The sequence below is a fragment of the Microcoleus sp. D2_18a_B4 genome, from assembly GCF_036702475.1.
Taxonomy (GTDB): domain Bacteria; phylum Cyanobacteriota; class Cyanobacteriia; order Cyanobacteriales; family Microcoleaceae; genus Microcoleus.
The window spans coordinates 21,995-41,672 of the sequence record NZ_JAUBTL010000057.1; the positions used below are offsets into that span (position 1 = coordinate 21,995).

A 19,678-nucleotide genomic window follows, 5' to 3' on the forward strand; every position below is an offset into this window, starting at 1 on the left:
TTCGCGCAAGGGTGGGGGCGGGTTTACGAAATAATTGGTTTTAGGCAATTATTTCTCGTAAAACCCGCCCCTAAAACTTATTCGTTACCATCTTTACAGGCGATTCCCTACGGGATAGCTTCGCACGCGCGGACTTACTTCAAACTCGCATCTATCCCCGCTAAAATCTCATCAGCTTGCCCGCACAAAGCAGCGTGACAGCAACCGTTACTCGCCAACAATCCCCCCCACTGACTCACATCTCCCCGGTTATATTGCAAAGCAGAACCGTCAAAACGAGTAAATTGACCGCCCGCTTCAGTCAAAATTAATTCCGGTGCCGCTAAATCCCAATCTTTCGGTGCAGACTTTCCCGAAAGCGCAATATAAACATCAGCCTTTTGTTCGACAATTGTCGCAATTTTACAGCCGATACTACCGACAGCTATTTGATTTTGACAAGGCAGCTTTTGTAACAATTGATTAAAGCGATCGCCCCGGTGACTGCGGCTGGTTACTATAGATAAATCTGCCACTATATTTCGCGCCGAAACCTGCAATTTGACCGTAGAACCGTCCCGACTTTCCATAAAAGCACCCGCATCGCGGATTGCGTAATAAATCTTTTGTTGTTGGGGCCAAGCCACAACTGCCAATACCGGTCTTCCCTCGAACGCTAAAGCAATGTGAACTGCAAATTCACCTGTCCTGTCAATAAAATCTCGCGTTCCATCCAAAGGGTCAATAATCCAAACCCAACTTTGAGGTAACGGAATTTGACCGTTTTTTTCTAAATAAGATTTGTAAGTTTCTTCGCTGAGATAGCCAAATTCTGCATTCCCTAAAGCCGACTGCAATTCGTCGAGAATGTAAGAGTTGACAGCGACATCGGCGGCGGTGACGGGGCCATCTTTTTTCTCTTGGATGTCGAGGTTAGGAGTGTTGGAATCCTGCCGATAATAGGATTGTAGGATATCTGATGCACTCCAGGCGATCGATCGGGCAATTTCACTGATTTCTTCGAGAGTTTTCATGAATTTCTTTTTTTTGAACCGCAGATAAACGCCGATTAACCCAGACTTCTGTAGGGGCGGTGCCCCCGTGCCCGCCCCTTACTCGTTACTCGTTCCCAGGCTCTGCCTGGGAATGCCTATTCGGAGGCTCTGCCTCCTTCTTCCTGTTGGCAAAATCAGGCGCAGAGCTTTCCTTTTCCTATTAGTAGAATCGGAGGCAGAGCCTCGCTTATATGCGTTATACCAATTTTATATGAGGCTGCATAGAATCTGATCCCCCCTAACCCCCCTTAATAAGGGGGGGACAAGAGCTTGGTCGTCAAAGTCCCCCTTATTAAGGGGGATTTAGGGGGATCGAAATATATGCAACTTCACATTAAATTGGTATTACCAGGCAGAGCCTAGTAACGAGAGATTACCAATTAATATGAGGATATTTCCATTCATAATAATTAGGAAACACAAAGTTAGTAAACGAAACCGAAATACTAACCTCCAATGATTTTACATGGTGCCACCAACCGACAGGAATAAAAATAGCTTCTCCCGGTTCCAAAATTACTTCAATAATTTTCGCATCTCTGTAAAGCGGGTATTTGTCATAATCTGGATTTTCGCCGTCCACCTTGCTGAAAACTCCTACGTGATTATAAAGCAGAGGTGTTTGCTGCGGAGAAATCAATTTAATTAGTTTGCGACCAGACACTTGAGCTAAAATTAAATTAACTGGGTCGTGGTGTAGCGGCGTAATCGTGCCTTTCGGCCCGAACCAAAAGAAAACTCGGCCTTTTGTATCCGTTGGATTGAGGTATTCTGGGAAAATTTCAATGTCGTTGAATAGGGGTTTAAATTCCTCTCTTTCCAGAGTTTGGTTGTTAGCAACCATGTAGTAATCGTTGCTAGGCCCGCCCTTGACCACCATGTCTACATATTTGCGGAACAAAACAATTTTTTTGTGATTTTCTATCTTGATTTCGTAATTCGGGTCGGAATTGCGGTTGGCTTGAATTTGTACCTCTGCATCGCCATATTTTTCTTGTAAATACTCCGGCGTCCACAACTGCAAGGCTTTCCAGTTGTGCATGATATTGGTAATAATTACTGGAGTATTTTTGGCGTAGTAATTTTCGAGAAAATACTCTCTGGAAAGGCTGCTTTTGCGTTCGATTGTGCCAAATTTGGAAGACAATGCAGCTAATTGATTGTTAATCCTGAGATGCGATTCTAATTTCTGCAATAACTGCACGTAATGGCTACCTGCTTGGAAGTAAGGATGAGAGGATATTTCCCTAACTTCTGCGGTGGCTGTTTCCGCATCTATGCCGGTATTTATTAGGGCTTGAATGATTTCGGCGTCGGGTTGATTTAATAATTTGTTGGCCGCCACCCACTGTTTCATATTGTCGGGGACTTCTTGTTTGCTTGGGGTGAGTAGATTTGGCAAGTTTTGTGTCAGCCATTCTAGGTTAACTTGCTGTTGTTCTGTTAGGGTAATCCGCAAAGGGGGAAGGGTGATAGTTAGGGGTTGGGTGTCAGACATGATTCGGGTATGTTGTTTTGGGACTGTTTGGTTTGATTTGAGGTTGTTTTACTAATATAGCAATTTTAACGAACCGCGAAGGCGCAAAGGGCGCGAAGGAAGAGAGGGAAGGAGTTGACAATTTTTGTCAAGGTTGTTATTAGGATTTTAACTTAACAGGTGTTGCCAGTTCAAGTTTTCTAGCTTTGAGCGGTTTTAACCGGAGAGTTGAGTTAATTTTTAATTAAAATTAACTCTTATTCATCCAGTCGCGGGTTCCGAAGTTTTTGCAGGAATGGGAAGCGATTTTAGCTGCGGCGGTGAGAGTATCTGTAAAGTTGTTATTTTGCAAAATGTAGTGACAGAAAGCGCCGTGAAAGATGTCGCCGGCGCCTAAAGTGTCTGTGGCTTGAATTGGAGGTATTTCTATACTGCCGTAACTGCCATTGCTGAGGTATAAAATTGATTTTTCGCCGCGAGTGATGGCAATATGGGAAATTCCTGCTGCTGACAGGTAAGCAAAGACTTGTTCGGAATTGTCGCAGTTGGGCGGATGAAAGTTATCCGAACATACAGCCCATTCAACGAAAGGCAATATTTCCTCTAATCCGGGTTTCCAACTGCCGCCGTCGAGGACAATGGGAATGTTTTTTGACTTGGCAAGTTGAGCAATTTCTGTGCTAGCTGCGATTTGATGTCCGTCAAGCAGTACAATATTAACTGATGTTAAAAGATCCGGGTTAATTGTTTGACTGTCAACTTGCGATTTCGTAGCATTGATGGAAATTACCGATCGATCGCCCGTTGCTTCAGTTACAATAATCGAGGAAACTGGCGGCGAGTGCGATCGCCCTGGTGCCAAATCAATTATCCTGACATTATACTCCGCTAAGTCTGCACGAATTAATTGGGCGATCGCGTGAGTGCCCAAAACCCCAGCCCATACCGCCGCATTCCCCAAATAGCTAAAAGTGACCGCAGCATTTGCCGCCGGCCCGCCCGCAGCAATGGTACAATCAGAAGCAACAACTTTCTGATTTTTACCCGGAGGCTTCCCGGCCAAATAAATTAAATCTAAAGTCGCCAATCCCAAAAACAATCCGGTTTTCATATCTTCTTAAATGTGTGGCATTGGCCTGTGGCATGGGCGTCCCGCCCGTGTCCTATCTGCGGTTAAAAACTTCAAAATATCAAAATGCAAGCAAATCCCAATACAGGAACACTTTACATCGTAGGAACCCCGATCGGCAACCTCGAAGACATGACATTTCGCGCCATCAAAATCTTGCAAACAGTAGACTTCATCGCCGCCGAAGATACCCGCCATACAGGCAAACTTTTGCACCATTTTCAAATCAAAACCCCCCAAATCAGCTATCACGAACATAACCAACACCAGCGACTCCCCGAACTCATCGACAAACTGCATTTAGGCAAAGATATCGCCCTCGTGACAGATGCCGGAATGCCGGGAATTTCTGACCCCGGATACGAGTTAGTCAAAGCCTGCACCGATGCTAATATTAACATTATTCCGATTCCCGGCCCAACCGCCTGCATTGTTGGCATAACTGCATCAGGATTACCCACAGAGAGATTTGTATTTGAAGGTTTCTTACCCGTGAAAGGTCAAGAACGCCAACAAAGTTTAGAAGCTTTGCAAATAGAATCCCGCACTATAATATTATACGAATCTCCCCACCGATTGCGGCAAACTTTACAAGATTTAGCAAATAGTTTGGGAAGCGACAGACAGATTGTGCTGGCGAGAGAATTAACTAAAATGCACGAAGAGTTTTGGCGTGGTAGTATAGAAAGTGCGATCGAGCTTTACACCAATCGCGAACCCCAGGGAGAATTTACCCTCGTAATAGCCGGCATCCAAACAGCCGCCCCAATATTTTCCGAAGACGCAATTAAAGCAGAATTGCAAACATTAATTGCAGAAGGCATAAGTCGTTCCCAAGCCAGCCGCCAGCTAGCGCAACAAACATCCCTCCCCCGCCGCCAAATCTACCAACTCGCCCTCACAATAGGCGACAATGAATCACTAGAACAACCCTTAGATGAATTGTGAATAACTCTCTTCTCTTCTTCTCTGCGCCCTCTGCGCCCTCTGCGGTTAAATAAAAAAAGCTAGATACTCAAACTCAGAATTATATGGTACGCGGAAACTACGATCGACAAAAACCATATTTACGCAACCCCCACATCAACAAACCCATCGCCGAAATTTATGCAGACTTAGACGCCTTTAGCTGGGAGATATTTGAAGACCAACCTCACCGCTTCGATACCGTCAGTTTCTACGTCTTGCTTCCCCCACTGTTTTACGAAGGGCGTTTCATCAAAGGAATTTACTTCAGCGAAGGAGTCGAACTAATAAACAAACTATTTCCCCAACTTTCCTCAGTATTTTTCTCCTTCACCTATTCCCCCGGAATCTCCTACTCCTGGGCCCCCATAGCTGACGCCTACTCCAGTTTATACAAAAACCCACAGCGAGAAAAGTGGTTTCGCGAAACTTATCCCGATCGCGCCCACAAACCAATCATACCACTGCAAGACACGGACTTTATCAACGAATACTTAATTTCCCCGCGCAACGTCCCCGCCAAAGACATCGACTTGCTAGCCGTCGCCAGAATTTCCGAAGAAAAAAATTTGCCAATCATAGCCAAAGCCTTAAAAGTTTACCGCAAAAAATATCCGCAAAAACCGATTAAATTAACAGTAGTCACCGGCCACGAATTTGATGCTAGCAACCTGAAAACTCTCGACGAGTACGCATTAAAAGAATGGCGACAAGTCGAGGAAATTTTAACCAATCCCTCCGACTACATTAACTTAGTGCCAAGAGTAGACTACTACAGCGAAATCCCCACATATTATTCGCGAGCACAAGCATTCGTCCTCGGTTCCCTCCTCGAAGGAAAAAACCGGGGCATTACCGAAGCAATGAGTTGTAACGTACCAGTAATTTGTTTTGAAGAATTCAACCAATACGCCAGAGGAAACTCGCCAGTTTTCCCCGAAGGTGCGGGTCTTTACGCCAAATTTGACCCGGAATCTCTCGCAGATACTATATATACAGTATTGGAGAATCAAACAGAATTCAAACCGCGATATCAGTATTTAAAGCATTGCGGGCGCAAGAACTTTTTTAATACTTGTATAGACAGTTTTCCTTACTACCAGCACAACATTCCCGACTACAAACCGGGAGATGCGATTAACAATTTGTGGTTGGATTTAGCAGTTCAGCAAAATTATCAAGTTAGTTTGAATAGCTTTTTGTACGGAGGTTCTCCCTTGTCTCATATTCGCGGGACAAATGCGATTGGGCAAAATCTCGGCGAGTTAACAAAATTCAAATAACATATCAAAATAGCCTGAGTCAATGCAGCCTAAGATTTTGCTGGTGCCAGAGATTTATTTTTTGCGTCAGACGTGAATTCCCATTCAGATCCTAGTAAATTTAACTGGAGTGGACATTCAGTTTCATTGGAATGCTTGCCAAAACTAGAAGTGTGATGTTTTTGATTATTTATTTTGGCAAAATGTTTTTTCTTTCCCTCAGCCGTGATTTCCCATTCAGAGCCTAATAAACTTAACTGAATCGGATATTCAGCTTGATTTTTAATTCTCCTCAAACCCGATTTTTGATATTCTTTAATATCTTCATGTATTTTGCTTGCTAGTACCCGCGCTAAATTAACAGGCACGGCATTTCCAACCATCTTGTAGCCATCAATAATATTTTGATACTTCAAAAGAAAGTCATCCGGGAACGTCTGTATTCTCGCACATTCTCTCACAGAAAGCCTGCGGTAAGGCACAGGCGAATTAGGGTCGAAAATGCGTTTGTCTTTGCCAACGACAATCATTTTGCTAGATTGAGGGTGAAGAGGTGCGTGTCTGCCACTAGCCTGGATTGTAAAAGAAGGTTCTAACCAACTCCTGACTCTATTTCGGGACATATACATACTAGAAAATCCCGTATCTAGATATTCATGGTTGGGAACTTTAAGGTGAGAGTCTTTTGATGTCTCCTTATATGTAATTTTTAAGGGTTCTATAGATGCCAAATCCTCGATAACATCCCTAAGACTTAAAATTTTACTTCTCGCTTCGGGAAACTCAAAAAAAGCATTCATTTTTTCATGGTAGCCAATGATGATTACTCTTTCACGATCTTGAGGAACTTCAAAGTCTTTAGCATTCAGTAATTTGTATGTAATTTGATATCCTATATCTTTAAACTGCGATAAGATATTAGCGAAAGCCTGTTTGTGCTTTGCTGCTAATATGCCACTCACATTTTCAGCAAGAAAAAACAAGGGTTGTTTTTCTTGTACAATTCTAATGTAGTCGTAGAATAGCTGACCCCGACTGTCATTAATACCTCTTTGAGCGCCTGCCTCACTCCAGCTTTGGCAAGGTGGTCCACCTATTATCCCTATGCAGTTGGGTATTTCCTCAGATTTAATGTTTCTAATATCTCTCTTGTCTAGTGGAGTGCCAGGATGGTTATATTCATAAGTATCCCAAATAGTGCGATCGTGTTCATTCGCCCAAACAATATTAAATCCTGCTTGTCGAAAACCCAAATCCAACCCGCCACAGCCTGCAAACAGAGATATGATATTCATAATGCTTTTACCTTTAGTGTTAGATATTGTAAGTAATAATTTTAGCAGGTATAAAGTCTACAGGATTATCGGGACATTTAATCTGCTGAGTATTAATATTAAATCCTGGACGTGATATGGATTCGATCATTGTTTTGCTGTCAGGTGGAAAAGAAGAATATTTATTTTCCTTCATTATGGCTATTATCGGAAAAGTTGTCTGGCGGTCGTATCCTGTATTTATATTATCAAAAACTTTCGCAGGATTATTTATGTGCCACATTCCTCTAATTCTTAAGTGAGTTATACCTAATGGGTCTACTTTCTTAACTTTCCCTAGTTCTGCTGTTGTGGTAAATTCGACATCGTGAATTGCCTTAATCCCAGTAGCTATTTGAACTCTAATCCGTTCATAATATTCTTTACTAGCAGCATAGCAGTCACCATAAATAAGCCACAGCCTTTTCAGAGTTTGTTTTGTCTTGCCGGCACTGGTGACTCCAATTGCATACACAATATCTTTCTCTATCCATGTTTCACAATTACGACACTTTGAGGAAATTTGTGGATCGTTAGAAAATAATTTTGATTTGGGGTAGGAACTATTTAAATTAATATCACCGCCGGAACTTTGTATTTTCTTGACTTCTATAGCATCGCCATTTCTGATCATAAAATCTGGAAAAGTATTCTGATTGCCACTCCAAGAAAATAGTTCCTTGTACTTTTTTTCTTTATTGCTGAGTTCCGGTTCATCTATAGTATTGGCAAAAGCATCCTTGACAAAATACTCGAGGGCATCACCCAGAGCATTAATTCTATTATTGCTTTGGCTTTTATAATAGCTGAGTAAGTCAGGTCTAGGATTATTAATAATTGTAGCGATCGCTTGCAGTATATTCGTCATCTGTTATAAAAATTAGAAGCCCTCATTTAACCCGGCCTAATCATAGCAGATATCCTTAATGAATGCAAGTTCCATCCTCCAATCCTACCAACACTTCGGCGTCCACCTCGGCCTAGAAAGAATCAAACAACTTCTCCAAAAACTAGACAACCCTCACAAACAAGTACCCATTATCCACGTTGCCGGCACAAATGGTAAAGGTTCCGTTTGCGCTTATCTATCTTCCGTACTAACAGAAGCAGGCTATCGAGTTGGACGCTACACATCTCCGCACCTAATCGATTGGACAGAAAGAATTTGCATCAACCAAAAACCGATTTCCCCAACAGAATTGCAACAGTGTCTAGAACGAGTTGTCGCCGCCACCGAAAACAACACCGAAACTCCCACTCAATTTGAAATAATCACCGCCGCAGCTTGGCTGTATTTCGCCGAACAAAAAACAGATATCGCAGTCATAGAAACTGGATTGGGCGGTAGATTAGACGCGACTAACGTTTGCGAAACACCTCTCGCTAGCGTCATTACTTCTATCAGTCTCGAACACTGGCAAATACTCGGCCCCACCGTGGCGGATATTGCTGGGGAAAAAGCGGGAATTCTTAAAGCAAAATGTCCGGCAGTTATCGGAGAATTGCCAGAATCAGCTAGAATAGTAGTAGAAAAACGCATTCAAGAATTAGACTGTCCGGCAACTTGGGTAAAACCAGCAATAGATTTAGGACAAGGATTCGCAGAATATCAGTTAAATCAAAATGCGGTTAAAATAAAATATCAATTGCCGCTGCTGGGAAAAATTCAACTAATGAATTCAGCAATTGCGATCGCAACTTTGCAAACTCTCCAAAACCAAGGATGGCAAATTTCCCCAACCGCCATCGAAAACGGTATCGCCAAAACCCAATGGCCCGGAAGACTCCAGCAGACAACTTGGAAAAACCGCAACATATTAATTGACGGCGCGCACAACCCCGCCGCCGCTATCGCCCTGCGTGAATATGTCGATCGCCTGAACAATCACCCGTCAGCGATTAACTGGGTAATCGGCATTCTTGCGACTAAAGACTGCGATGATATTTTGAAAGCATTACTCAAAAAGGGCGATCGACTTTACCTAGTACCCGTACCCGATCAAAACTCATCATCCCCCGCAGAATTAGCCACCCTAGCTCAAATTATCTGTCCCGAATTAACTCTCTGTCAAGCCTTCCCCGACTTAACAACGGCCTTAGACGCTGCTGTTACAGGCGACAACCTAACAATCCTTTGCGGTTCGCTTTATCTCGTCGGCTATTTTCTGCAACAACAACAATCCCAAGCTTAAACGCATCCTGCCTTAAGATGAATTATTCGGGTAAACTGGCAAGAGGTGCTTCATAGACACTGGGTTTCTTGTCGTAATATCATGTCCGTTAGCAGCGAATAGGAGAATAGAAATAGCTAATTATACAAACAGACTTCTCCCAGGGGAAGGCGCAGTTGGATGTTACGGAGACCTGCTTAAAGCTGGACGAAGAGGCGATAATCTGACACCACATCACATTCCTTCTAATGGATTCATGGCAGCAAAAGTTCTTGGTTACAGCAGAGAAATGGGTATTGCTATAATGATGGAACACCCTTTGCCCGGTAAAGGAGGTCGTCATCGCCAGACTATCTCTTACGGACAATCTCCGAATCTCAGCTTGTTACCAAGGGAAGCACTAGCTAGAGAAATTAGCGATGCGCGAGCAATTTATCGCCGTCAGGGACTTTACACGCCACAAATTAGGCGCAGCTTACAGCAAGTTATCCAGTCAAATAAGTTAGCTTGGTTGGGCGTTTTTGAAAAGGGAGTAAATAGCTGATGAAGGAAAATAGCTGGATTACCATTTTGGCCGCTAATAAATTAATGCGATCAACTGAAGAAGTAACAGCTTTTGAAAATGCTTTAGCGGAATTCGCGAAGCATCCTGAGAGTGAACATTTACCAGATTTACATCTGATTTTAGACGATCGCTGCCAACAGCCGGAGGTCATGTTTAGCCTAATTCATTTTTTAGAATCTTTTGAAATGGAACAGCAGTTACAAGCATTTATCCGTGTCATCCCACAATTAATTGTTGTTGCCTCTGATTGGACAAGAATACTCCACAGTCGCATTTTGAATGATGAGGTTGCCTGCCGCTTGTATAGAAATCTGTTACATTCAATTAACGCTCACAGCCCCCATTTTATTCGACAATTGCTGGAAGAAAGTGCTGCCTATCGATTGACTCATCAAGATTCACCGATTGAGCTAGCTGGACAAGTTCATTAGCGTTTATCTCCACCGCTGATGAATATTTGGAAGTGCGATCGCGATGAAGGAAAAGCTCGATAAGGAGAATGGGCGAGCGCTCTTTTTTCTTTAACCTTGTGTTTCTTCCTCAGTAAAGATAGGAGGCCACAATTCTGAAACGGGCAATTCCCAACCGGGAAAAAGTTCTGCTACTGTTAAGATATCGCCATTTCCTAAAACAGTCGGTTCACCTGTAGAGCGATAAATAGTCACTGTCTCTTCATCAGGATCGATCAGAATTCCGACGATCGCACCCAATTCTATAAACTTCAAAACCTTGGTTTCTATAAGCTTAATGCGATCGCTCTGAGATTTAATCTCAACCACCAAATCGGGGACAAGTTCTCCAAAATAACGCGGACTTTGGCGCAAGCGGGCGGCGCGCACAAAAGAAACATCCGGTGCTTTCACATTCGTATCCGGCATGATGAAACCGCCTGCGGAGTCAAAGACTCTCCCCAAGCGACGGGGATTTATCCAAGCGAAAAGAAAGGCGATGAGACGGCTACTGATTTCACTGGATACGATGTCTGATGGCCCCCTAACTGAAATTATCCCGTCTTCTAGTTCAATTTGGTAATCTAAACCCGCTTCGGAAAACAGGGTTTGAACTTGGTTTAAATCTTTGAGTGTCATTGCTGGCATAAGAATTTTATCCTATTCCGATCTGAGCTTTGATTTTAACACGAGTCAAATTTCTGAATATTTGAGGAATTCAGGCTATATTCCTACAAATCATCAATCAAGCTGAATTGAGAAAGGATCTCGCACGGGATAAAGAAACCCGGTTTCTGGAATGAGCGATCGTTCTTATAAAGAAACATTTACCTCTACAAGAGTCGATATTGACTTATCCAGAGTTCTCCTCCGACTCCGCGTTGTGAAGAGGCGGTAATTTCATCATTCGATAATAACTTAAAAGCTTATATATGCTTATATATATATGGCGGCACAGATTTCCATTCTTTAATAATACGTCAAGTGGCAAAAAAAAGCAAGAGGCGAGATCAAAAAAAATCCCGCCCCAGCTTCAATTAAAAACTACCTTTGATCCCAAGCCTTAGCCGCATCAGCAACAGCTTGGTCTACCGACTTTTCATCCAACATTGCCGCCTGCAAATTGTCATAAATCGCCTTTTGCAGCTTCTTAACATCCTTTAAAGGCGGAATCAATAGCTCGGCGGAACTCAACCCAGAAGCACTAACAACGCGAGCTCGATCGGCAGCAGGAGCATCAGCAGAAACTGTCTTAAAATAATCGTCCTGCAAAGCCTCAACCGTAGAAGGCAAAACATTAGCAGCCTTAGCAAAAGCCAACTGATTTTGAGAATTAGTCACGTACAAAGCAAACTTGACAGCATCATCAGGACGCTTGCTGTCGCGGGGCACAACCAAATTCATCACCGCCACAGTCTTCTTGCCTGTTTCCCCCGTAATTTGAGGCGCAGCAGCCGAAACAGCACCAATACTCGGCGCATTCTCAGCAATAGCCTTCAAAAACTGAGGCCCGGAAGCTAAAAAAGTAGTTTCCCCAGCTTGATAAAGCTCGATCGCCCTGCGATGTCCCTGCACCAAAACATCCTGTGGCAAAAGTCCGCCCTTGTACAAATCTACCCAATACTGAAAAACAGCTTTGCCCTTAGCAGTATTAAAAGCCGCCTTGCCTTTCGCATCAACCAAAGGCACACCCATCTGCACGAAAGATTGCAAAACTTCCGCCGAATCTTCCGGCACAAAAGTCACAAAAAAAGCAAACTTACCAGTCTTCTCCTTCACCTGCTTGGCAACCTGTGCCAACTCGGCATAAGTAGCAGGAGGCTTAGCAATTCCAGCCTTCTTCAACAACTCCGTATTGTAAATTGTCACCCCAGTCGTGAGATACCAAGGAATGCCAAAAGTCTTGCCGTCGAGTACACTAGCTTTCCAGATATTCGGGAGATAGATCTCACGAACTTGTTGCGGAATTCGAGAATCCAAATCCAGCCAAGCATTGCGCCCCGCCAACAGCGAAGCAAAATCGGGATTTAGGTTCACCACATCCGGCGCAGTTTTCGCCGAAACAGCCCCCAAAATCTTGCTTTCCATCGCCGACCAAGGAACGTCCACCCAACGCACCTTCACCCCCGGATTTTCGGCTTCAAAACCGGCGATCGTCTTGTTGAAATACTCAGTAAACTGAGGTTGAAGCTGCATAGTCCAGAACTCGATTTCCTGCGTATTATTTGCCTGGGAATTAACAGCCGGCTTGCTGCAACTCACCACCGCAGACAGCAGCAGCCCCACCAGCCCAAAAACAGCAAAAAGTTGCCAAGATTTACGTTTCATAGAATAAAATTTGAGAGTTATGGGAACCGTCAGACAAAAAAGCGCTCGCCCGAATCAAGCGCGATCGAGTCAGTAACAGAGTTTTGTACCTGGGTTCAGGAGCGAGATAGTCGGTTTTTGTGCAGAATCGGCAGGTTTTCGGTCGATCGAGCTGGAATTTATTGACATTCTCCGCAGAATAGCTATTGTCAAGTAAATTGGATAGCATAAAATCGGAACTAGCGATCGCGCAACACAGACTGAGCTGTGCAGCTACGGCGGGATACCGAGATTACAGCACTCTTGCGGCAGTTGGAAACCAACCCTCCAACACGCCTGCGCGCTGAATCAGGCTGGCCAACTACAAAAGAAAAAAATAGCAATTACCGGCGACCCAATCACATGGTTAACTTTTTCAAAGGTCTACTTTCCCAACGCCAGCCAGGAATCGGGATCGAAATAGCCCCAGACCGCATCAACATCATTCAGCTCGAAAAGAAAGGTCAGGCATTAAAATTAGGCATCCTAGCCTCAATAGAAGTTCCCGAAGACATAGTACAAGAAGGACAAATAGTCGATCCGCCAGGAATGGCAGAACTAATAAAAGCCGTCCTCGCCGAAAACAAAATCAAAGCCAAGCGAGTAGCCACAGCCATTCCCGGCCGCGAAGCCGTCATCCGCCTCATCCCAGTTCCCGCAGAGCTCAACGAAGAAGAACTGCGGGATTACATGAACGCAGAAGCAGGACTTTACTTGCCGTTTCCCAGAGAAGACGCCGACGTAGACTATCAAAAAATAGGCCTATTTGTAGATGACGACGGAGTAGAAAAAGTGCAAGTCGTGTTAGTAGCAACCCGCAGAGAAGTTACCGACACATACATCGAAACCTTCAAAGAAGCCGGACTGGTTATAGACGTACTAGAAGTAACCAGCTTTGCCCTAATCCGCACCCTCAAAGACCAACTGCAACAATTTTCCTCCCAAGAAGCAGCAGTTCTCACCGCCATAGAATTTGACAGCACCGAGTTAGCTATAGTAGTGGACGGCATACCTCAGTTCAACCGTACCATCCCGATCGGCACCTACCAAATCCAGACCGCCCTCAACCAAGCCATGAACCTGCCGCCAACCAGAGACACCAGCGAACTGCAAGGCATGACCCTGCCAGTCACAGATACAATGGGCGCATCGGGAGACGCCAATCCGGGAACAAATGCGATGATTAAAGTATTGGGAGAACTAGCAGACGAACTGCGCCGATCAGTAGACTTTTACCTCAATCAGAGCGAAGAACTCGAAGTAGCGCAACTGCTGTTAGCAGGCCCTGGAGCTGCGATCGGCAAACTAGACGAATTTTTTATGCAAAGATTAAGCTTGCCCGCATCTCAAGTCGATCCCATCGAAACCCTAGGACTCGAAATCAGCCAAGAAATTACCCCAGAACAGCGAGCAGGTTTAGGAGTCGCCCTAGGTTTAGGACTAAGGGAGGTTATGTGAACTAACAGTTTTAGATGAGAGAAAAACAGATTTGAGAATTTTAGGTAAAAACCCCTTCCAAAAGAAGAAGGCAGAAAGCAGAAGGTAGAATATTGGAGGTAGAAGGTAGAAGGTAGAAGGTAGAAGGTAGAAGGTAGAATATATCTGAGGTAGAAGCAGCCCCTTCCTTCAGTAGAAGGCAGAAAGTTGTTTCTTTCTTCCCTAAATAAATCCTTCACTTGTACCAGCAATCTTGGGTTCTGTCTAAAATCTAAAATTTCCAATTTAAATCTATAGCAACAGCCAAGACTGTTAGGACCTTCTTAATTGCTGAAACATAAGCGGTAGATCACTTTTTCCTTCTACCTTCTACCTTCTACCTACTACCTACTACCTACTACCTTGTGCCTTCTTCCTTCTTCCTTCTGCTATAAAATCGAGTGAAGCCATGTACAGCCTAGATATTAATTTTCTCAACGACCGTCCCGACTACAAACCCGTTGCAACCAAAAGCCCAGCTAAAAAAAGTTCCGGTGGAGCAAAAGACCAACTGCCCATATATGGGGCAGTGCTGTTTGCCTTTGGCATCAACGCCGCAGTCATGGGCGCCTGGTGGTTGGCGACTAACGAAAATACCAGCTTGACCAAAAAACAAGAAGCCATCGACCAAGAACTTGCCAAGCTAAACACTCAAGCCAACACCATCAAAGCCATCAACGCCGAAACCGACCAAGTTACCGCCGAATACAAAGCATTAGCCGGAGTATTCGACCAAATTAAACCTTGGTCGGCGATGCTGCAAGACCTGAGTGTCCGCACTCCCGCCGGAGTGCAAATTGCCAAAATCGAGCAAATCGACCCGCCTCCCTCCCCCGTTGCAGCAGCACCCCCACCCCCCGCAGCCACCCCCGCAGCCAGCCCGTCCCCAGGGGCGAGTCCGTCCCCAGCCAGCCCTACCCCGGCTGCCGCTCCCCCCCCGCCCGTCGTCCCGCAGCAGGCAGCAAAAGTACAAATTTCAGGGATAGCCAGTACCTTTGCTCAAGTTAACGACTTTATGTTGCTAGTCCAGCGCTCTCCTTTCTTCCTCAATACTGACACCAGACTGCTAGCAGCGACCTTAAAAGACAACCCGGCACAAGTACAATTGCGGAACCAAAGTGCAGCAGGAGTAACAGAACTTCCCAAACTGCGGAAAGTGGTGGAATATAAAATTGAAACGACGCTCAGCCCGACGGGGGCCTCCGAGTTGCTCCCCGAGCTGCGAAGCAAGCAAGCAGACGGCCTAGCAATACGGATAGAAACACTTCAAGAAAAAGGAGTGCTAGAACCACAAAAACCAGAGGTGAAAAAACAATGACAGCAAATCAGTTTATTCCCAGCGGCGCACAAGCAGAAGAGACAGGGGCTCAGGAAATATTCGGCATTAAGCTGACACCCCAAGTCCAAGCAATCGGCATCGCAGTTCTCGGACTCGTTATTGCCGGCGGCCTCGGCTACCAGTTCGTACTTCCCGAATTCCAAAAAAGCGACGCATTCAAGCAAAAACTTAGGGAAAGCGAGCAAACGCAACAGCAATTGCAAACTCAAATTCAAAAAAAGGCAGAAGCAGAAGCAAAGCAAGAAGAAGCAAAACAGCGCCGGGCCAACGTGACGGCAATGTTTGCCAGCGACGCCAGCGCCAACACGCTTTTGCTTGACATGACCCAACTCGTTAATAGAATCAACGCCGGCGTGCAAGGAGATGACCTCAAGGCTAAAATTACCAAATTTGAGCCGGATATGCCCCCAGCAGCAACCGCCGCGCCGGGAACTGTAGACCCTGATATTCTGGCAGATACCTCCTTCGGGCCGTCCCTGGCTGGCAAGCTCAGACGCAAAAAATTTAAGGTAGAGTTTGAAGGCACTTTCGCTCAAACCCGCAATTTTATGCGTAACTTGGAGTTGATGCAGTCGCTGTTGGTAGTGAAGAATTTGAGATCGGAATTGCTACCATCAACTGGGGCAATTCAAGTTGACTTTTTGAAAGGGAAAATAGTTCCTGTGGAGCAGCCGCCAACTCAAATTAAAACCGCTTTTGAATTGCACGCGCTGCTGCCGTTAAAGCAAGAAGAAAAACCGCCAACTCCGGCTCCGAGTCCTGGTGCTAAGTAGCGGTAGTTGGGCTGATAGATATTAGCTATTGTTCCCAACTCGCTCTTTCACAAGAAAGGCAGAAGGCAGAAGGTTGAAATGGGAAGATTGAAGGTAGAAGTAAAAAAAGTATGAATGCCACCAAATTATTTTTTATCTGGCACTCAACAATTTGCTCTAAAACCTAATTCCTTCTAATACCAGTTTCTCAAAGTAATGGAACTGTATAGCAATCCTTGTACGAGTCGTAAATTTTTTCCCCCACCCCAACCCTCCCCTTACAAAGGGGAGGGAGTAAGAAATCCACAAATGATGCGAGGATTGCTGTAGGATAGTTTCTAACCCTGATGTCATCAGTTATTCCCAATCGAAAATAGAAAATCGAAAAGGCCATAACTTCTTCCTTCAAAAAGGCTCGAACCCTTGAATATTTTAGTCAGTTTAGCAGCTAGCGACAAAAGACTGCGAACAACAAATACAAATTGTAGTTGAGGAGAGAACGTGAAACAGCATCTACGGTTAAGTGGAGGACTCTTATGCAGCGTTGCAGGAGTTCTGATCGCGCAAGCCCCCGTCTCGGCAGCGCCGACTCAAGTCACAGGAGTGCAAGTAAGTCAAGGTAATAATGGCGTAAATATTGTCCTGGCTACAGAAAAGGGCGATCGCCCGCAAGTTTTCGCCATCAATAACGGCAATACTTACCAAGCCACAATTATCAACACCCAGCTCCGCTTGCCACAAGGCAACAGCTTCCGTCAAGATAACCCCGCTCCGGGAATTTCTTCCGTAGAAATCACCCAGGTAGAGGCTAACAGCATCCGCGTTGTGGTAGCCGGCACCAACGGAGTTCCCAACGGACAAATTGTTCCGGGACAAGGCCAAAGCATCGTCCTTAGCGTTGCCGGACAGGGCGGTACAGTACAGTCTGCCCAAACTGCACCTCCGCCGCCTCCGGGACTGCCGCTGAGCCAAACAGCTCCCCCGCCGACTCCCCAAGTCCGCACCTCGCAGAACCCAGGCGTGCTGCTGCCAAATCCCGAAGTTACTGTTACCAGAAACGATCGCCCCCCCCTCCCCAGCGAAATACAATCCCAGACAAATCAGGCAGCGCCTTTCCAGCCGCGGGCCGTGGCGCCGCCCTTGGGAGATATCGCGGTGTCTAACATCGCCCCTGGCGTGGGAAATATTGAGCTGAGTTCGGGAGAACGCATCCCCCGCTTGGTGTTGCGGGATGCCCCAGTCCGGGACGTTTTGGCTCTACTGGCCCGCGCTGCTGGCTTGAACATTGCTTTCACAGGTGGCGCGGCCCCTGCTCAACCGGGTCAGCCCGCAGTGCCTGGTCAGCCAGGAGCCTCCGGCTCAGATGAAGGGCCGAAGATTTCTTTGGACATCGAAAATGAGTCGGTGCAAGATGTCTTTAATTACGTGCTGCGGCTCAGCGGGCTGCAAGCTAACCGCCAGGGGCGGACGATTTTTGTAGGGACTAGCTTGCCGATCGACTCGCGCAATATTATCATTCGGACTTTGCGGCTCAATCAAGTTCGCTCTACGGATGCGGCTAACTTTTTGAGCGCTCAAGGCGCGGAAACTCAACTGCCGATTACTCGGGTGACGATTCAAAGCGTGGGCCAGGGAAATGCGGCGCGGGATGTAGAAATTAGGGAACCCGACATTAAGGCGATCGGCGCTAGGGAAGGCACCGGCCCGCTCTTGCTGAGGGGACTGTCGGTGCTGGCGGATTCTAGGCTCAATTCCATCACTTTGGTGGGAGACCCGCGCAAAGTTGACATGGCTGTGGCTTTCTTGACACAGCTAGATTTGCGCCGCCGTCAAGTGGCTGTCAACGTCAAGGTGATCGATATCAACTTGACGGGAGAAAATAACAGTAGCAGCAGTTTCTCTTTCGGAATTAATAACAGTTTCTTTGTCAATGACGGCGGGGCGGCAAGTCTCAATTTTGGTGGCATCAATCCGCCCGCTAGGGATCTTGCTACCAGCGGCATAACTAATCGGCCGATCGTCGGGCTTCCGTTTGGAGACCAGGAGTCTTTCTTCGATCCGAACGGCCGGTTTATCGTACCGTTGACAGCGAACGGCCGCAAAGGTGTGTTCCTCCGGCCGATCTCCCCAATTACCACTGACCCCACGCGAGTTGGAATTAGCGATTACGACCCAGGAACGGCACCAACTGCGGGAGATGCAACTTTCGCCTTATTCCCCCTGTTCCAGTATCCCAGGAGGTTCCTGTCTACGTTGCAGGCAAGTATTACCAGCAACAATGGCAAAATCCTGACAGATCCGACTCTAGTGGTTCAAGAAGGGGAAACGGCGAATGTGAATATTACTGATGAGGTGATTACTAACATCACACAGCAAACGCAGAGCACCGGAAATACAAGTACCACAACAACGACGGCCGTCAAAGACAGGGCGGGTTTGCAGTTAGGGGTGGCGATCGACCGGATTGACGATAATGGCTTTGTCTCTCTGCGGGTGAACCCGATTATCAGGACACCCGGCAGCACTCAAGACCTTTCGACTGGCCAGAACATCAATCGTATCGTTTTGCTGGGCGAGCGATCGTTGCAATCGGGCCTAATTCGCCTGCGGGACGGTCAGACTTTGATTGTTTCGGGGATTATCCGCGACGAAGAACGGACTATAGCGAACAAGATTCCGATTTTGGGAGATTTGCCGATTATCGGTTCGCTGTTCAGGCGCACCGATAAGACCAACCAGCGGGCGGAGTTGATTGTATTGCTGACTCCGCAGATTTTGGATGATAGCGATCGATCGAACTTTGGCTACCAAAACAACATCAGTCCCGACGCGCGCCAAATGTTGCAGCGCAGTCAGCCCGTGCAGCCGAGACAGTAGGAACCAAGGAAAAATGCCTTGCTGTCAACTTTCCACGCTCTTTCCCCTGAGTCCGACAGTCCGACAGGGGTTGAAACCCCTGCCTCAAAGCGAAAGTCCTCTACAAGAGGACTAAAAATTAGTATTTGAGTCGGTTTTAACCGACTTCAGCTATGAGACAAGGACTTCAGTCCCTGGCGGTGGAAGAAGGCATTGCTGTCCACTTTCCACGCTCTTTCCCCTGAGTCCGACAGTCCGACAGGGGTTGAAACCCCTGCCTCAAAGCGAAAGTCCTCGCTCAAGAGGACTAAAGAACTCATTAGTCCTCTTGTATAGGACTATCAATCACTCTTTCAGTCGTCTTCAGACGACTTCAGCTATGAGACAGGGACTTCAGTCCCTGGCGGTGGAAGAAGACATTGCTGTCAACTTTCCACGCTCTTTCCCCTGAGTCCGACAGTCCGACAGTCCGACAGTCCGACAGGGGTTGAAACCCCTGCCTCAAAGCGAAAGTCCTCGCTCAAGAGGACTAAAGAACTCATT

Annotated in this window: 17 protein-coding genes; 9 read left to right on the forward strand and 8 right to left on the reverse strand. The window is 46.0% G+C overall.

The window, feature by feature from the left end:
* Nucleotides 1–134: 134 nt before the first annotated feature.
* From QUB04_RS25835 to QUB04_RS25845, 3 genes are all read right to left on the reverse strand, one after another.
* Nucleotides 135–1,013, reverse strand: coding sequence for an inositol monophosphatase family protein (locus QUB04_RS25835; RefSeq protein ID WP_333288812.1), 879 nt, complete (start codon nt 1,011–1,013; stop codon nt 135–137).
* Nucleotides 1,014–1,407: 394 nt separating this feature from the next.
* On the reverse strand, nt 1,408–2,532 hold the full coding sequence (locus QUB04_RS25840) for a cupin-like domain-containing protein (protein ID WP_333288813.1): 1,125 nt from the start codon (nt 2,530–2,532) through the stop codon (nt 1,408–1,410).
* Between the two features lie 229 nt (nt 2,533–2,761).
* Nucleotides 2,762–3,622: a PfkB family carbohydrate kinase gene (locus tag QUB04_RS25845; protein WP_333288816.1), complete on the reverse strand. Its 861-nt coding sequence runs from the start codon at nt 3,620–3,622 to the stop codon at nt 2,762–2,764.
* 84 nt (nt 3,623–3,706) lie between these two features.
* On the opposite strand from QUB04_RS25845, the gene rsmI reads away from it, so the two are divergent.
* Both rsmI and QUB04_RS25855 read left to right on the forward strand, forming a co-directional pair.
* Nucleotides 3,707–4,588: a 16S rRNA (cytidine(1402)-2'-O)-methyltransferase gene (gene rsmI / locus QUB04_RS25850; RefSeq protein ID WP_333288818.1), complete on the forward strand. Its 882-nt coding sequence runs from the start codon at nt 3,707–3,709 to the stop codon at nt 4,586–4,588.
* Nucleotides 4,589–4,671: 83 nt separating this feature from the next.
* The gene (locus QUB04_RS25855) at nt 4,672–5,889 is read left to right on the forward strand and encodes a glycosyltransferase (RefSeq protein WP_333288820.1); all 1,218 of its coding nucleotides are present in this window, start codon (nt 4,672–4,674) and stop codon (nt 5,887–5,889) included.
* Between the two features lie 29 nt (nt 5,890–5,918).
* Here QUB04_RS25855 and QUB04_RS25860 read toward each other — a convergent pair whose 3' ends face one another.
* Nucleotides 5,919–7,163: a DNA cytosine methyltransferase gene (locus tag QUB04_RS25860; protein ID WP_333288822.1), complete on the reverse strand. Its 1,245-nt coding sequence runs from the start codon at nt 7,161–7,163 to the stop codon at nt 5,919–5,921.
* Nucleotides 7,164–7,182: 19 nt separating this feature from the next.
* Nucleotides 7,183–8,049, reverse strand: a complete 867-nt coding sequence (locus tag QUB04_RS25865) for an NgoPII family restriction endonuclease (RefSeq protein WP_333288824.1) — start codon at nt 8,047–8,049, stop codon at nt 7,183–7,185.
* A 58-nt stretch (nt 8,050–8,107) separates the two neighbouring features.
* On the opposite strand from QUB04_RS25865, the gene QUB04_RS25870 reads away from it, so the two are divergent.
* The 3 genes from QUB04_RS25870 to QUB04_RS25880 all read left to right on the forward strand — a co-directional run bounded on the left by QUB04_RS25870 (nt 8,108) and on the right by QUB04_RS25880 (nt 10,348).
* Entirely contained in the window at nt 8,108–9,373 is a 1,266-nt protein-coding gene (locus QUB04_RS25870; protein ID WP_333288826.1) for a folylpolyglutamate synthase/dihydrofolate synthase family protein, read from the forward strand.
* A 235-nt stretch (nt 9,374–9,608) separates the two neighbouring features.
* Entirely contained in the window at nt 9,609–9,896 is a 288-nt protein-coding gene (locus tag QUB04_RS25875) for a hypothetical protein (RefSeq protein WP_333288828.1), read from the forward strand.
* Nucleotides 9,896–10,348, forward strand: coding sequence for an Imm30 family immunity protein (locus QUB04_RS25880; RefSeq protein ID WP_333245895.1), 453 nt, complete (start codon nt 9,896–9,898; stop codon nt 10,346–10,348). The genes QUB04_RS25875 and QUB04_RS25880 overlap by 1 nt, the downstream gene beginning before the upstream one ends.
* 90 nt (nt 10,349–10,438) lie before the next feature.
* Here QUB04_RS25880 and QUB04_RS25885 read toward each other — a convergent pair whose 3' ends face one another.
* The 3 genes from QUB04_RS25885 to QUB04_RS25895 all read right to left on the reverse strand — a co-directional run bounded on the left by QUB04_RS25885 (nt 10,439) and on the right by QUB04_RS25895 (nt 12,902).
* Nucleotides 10,439–11,014: a Uma2 family endonuclease gene (locus QUB04_RS25885; protein WP_333288830.1), complete on the reverse strand. Its 576-nt coding sequence runs from the start codon at nt 11,012–11,014 to the stop codon at nt 10,439–10,441.
* A gap of 396 nt (nt 11,015–11,410) precedes the next feature.
* Nucleotides 11,411–12,694, reverse strand: coding sequence for a sugar ABC transporter substrate-binding protein (locus tag QUB04_RS25890; protein WP_333288832.1), 1,284 nt, complete (start codon nt 12,692–12,694; stop codon nt 11,411–11,413).
* Nucleotides 12,684–12,902: a hypothetical protein gene (locus tag QUB04_RS25895; protein WP_333288834.1), complete on the reverse strand. Its 219-nt coding sequence runs from the start codon at nt 12,900–12,902 to the stop codon at nt 12,684–12,686. Before QUB04_RS25895 ends, QUB04_RS25890 begins: the two co-directional genes overlap by 11 nt.
* A 173-nt stretch (nt 12,903–13,075) precedes the next feature.
* Between QUB04_RS25895 and pilM the strand changes: the two genes are divergently transcribed.
* The 4 genes from pilM (at nt 13,076) to QUB04_RS25915 (ending at nt 19,156) form a co-directional block, all read left to right on the forward strand.
* The gene (pilM, locus tag QUB04_RS25900; protein WP_333288848.1) at nt 13,076–14,170 is read left to right on the forward strand and encodes a type IV pilus assembly protein PilM; all 1,095 of its coding nucleotides are present in this window, start codon (nt 13,076–13,078) and stop codon (nt 14,168–14,170) included.
* 427 nt (nt 14,171–14,597) lie between these two features.
* The gene (locus tag QUB04_RS25905; RefSeq protein WP_333288836.1) at nt 14,598–15,506 is read left to right on the forward strand and encodes a PilN domain-containing protein; all 909 of its coding nucleotides are present in this window, start codon (nt 14,598–14,600) and stop codon (nt 15,504–15,506) included.
* The gene (locus QUB04_RS25910) at nt 15,503–16,300 is read left to right on the forward strand and encodes a pilus assembly protein PilO (RefSeq protein ID WP_333288838.1); all 798 of its coding nucleotides are present in this window, start codon (nt 15,503–15,505) and stop codon (nt 16,298–16,300) included. Before QUB04_RS25905 ends, QUB04_RS25910 begins: the two co-directional genes overlap by 4 nt.
* Before the next feature lie 480 nt (nt 16,301–16,780).
* Nucleotides 16,781–19,156, forward strand: a complete 2,376-nt coding sequence (locus tag QUB04_RS25915) for an AMIN domain-containing protein (protein WP_333288841.1) — start codon at nt 16,781–16,783, stop codon at nt 19,154–19,156.
* The last annotated feature ends 522 nt before the right edge of the window (nt 19,157–19,678 follow it).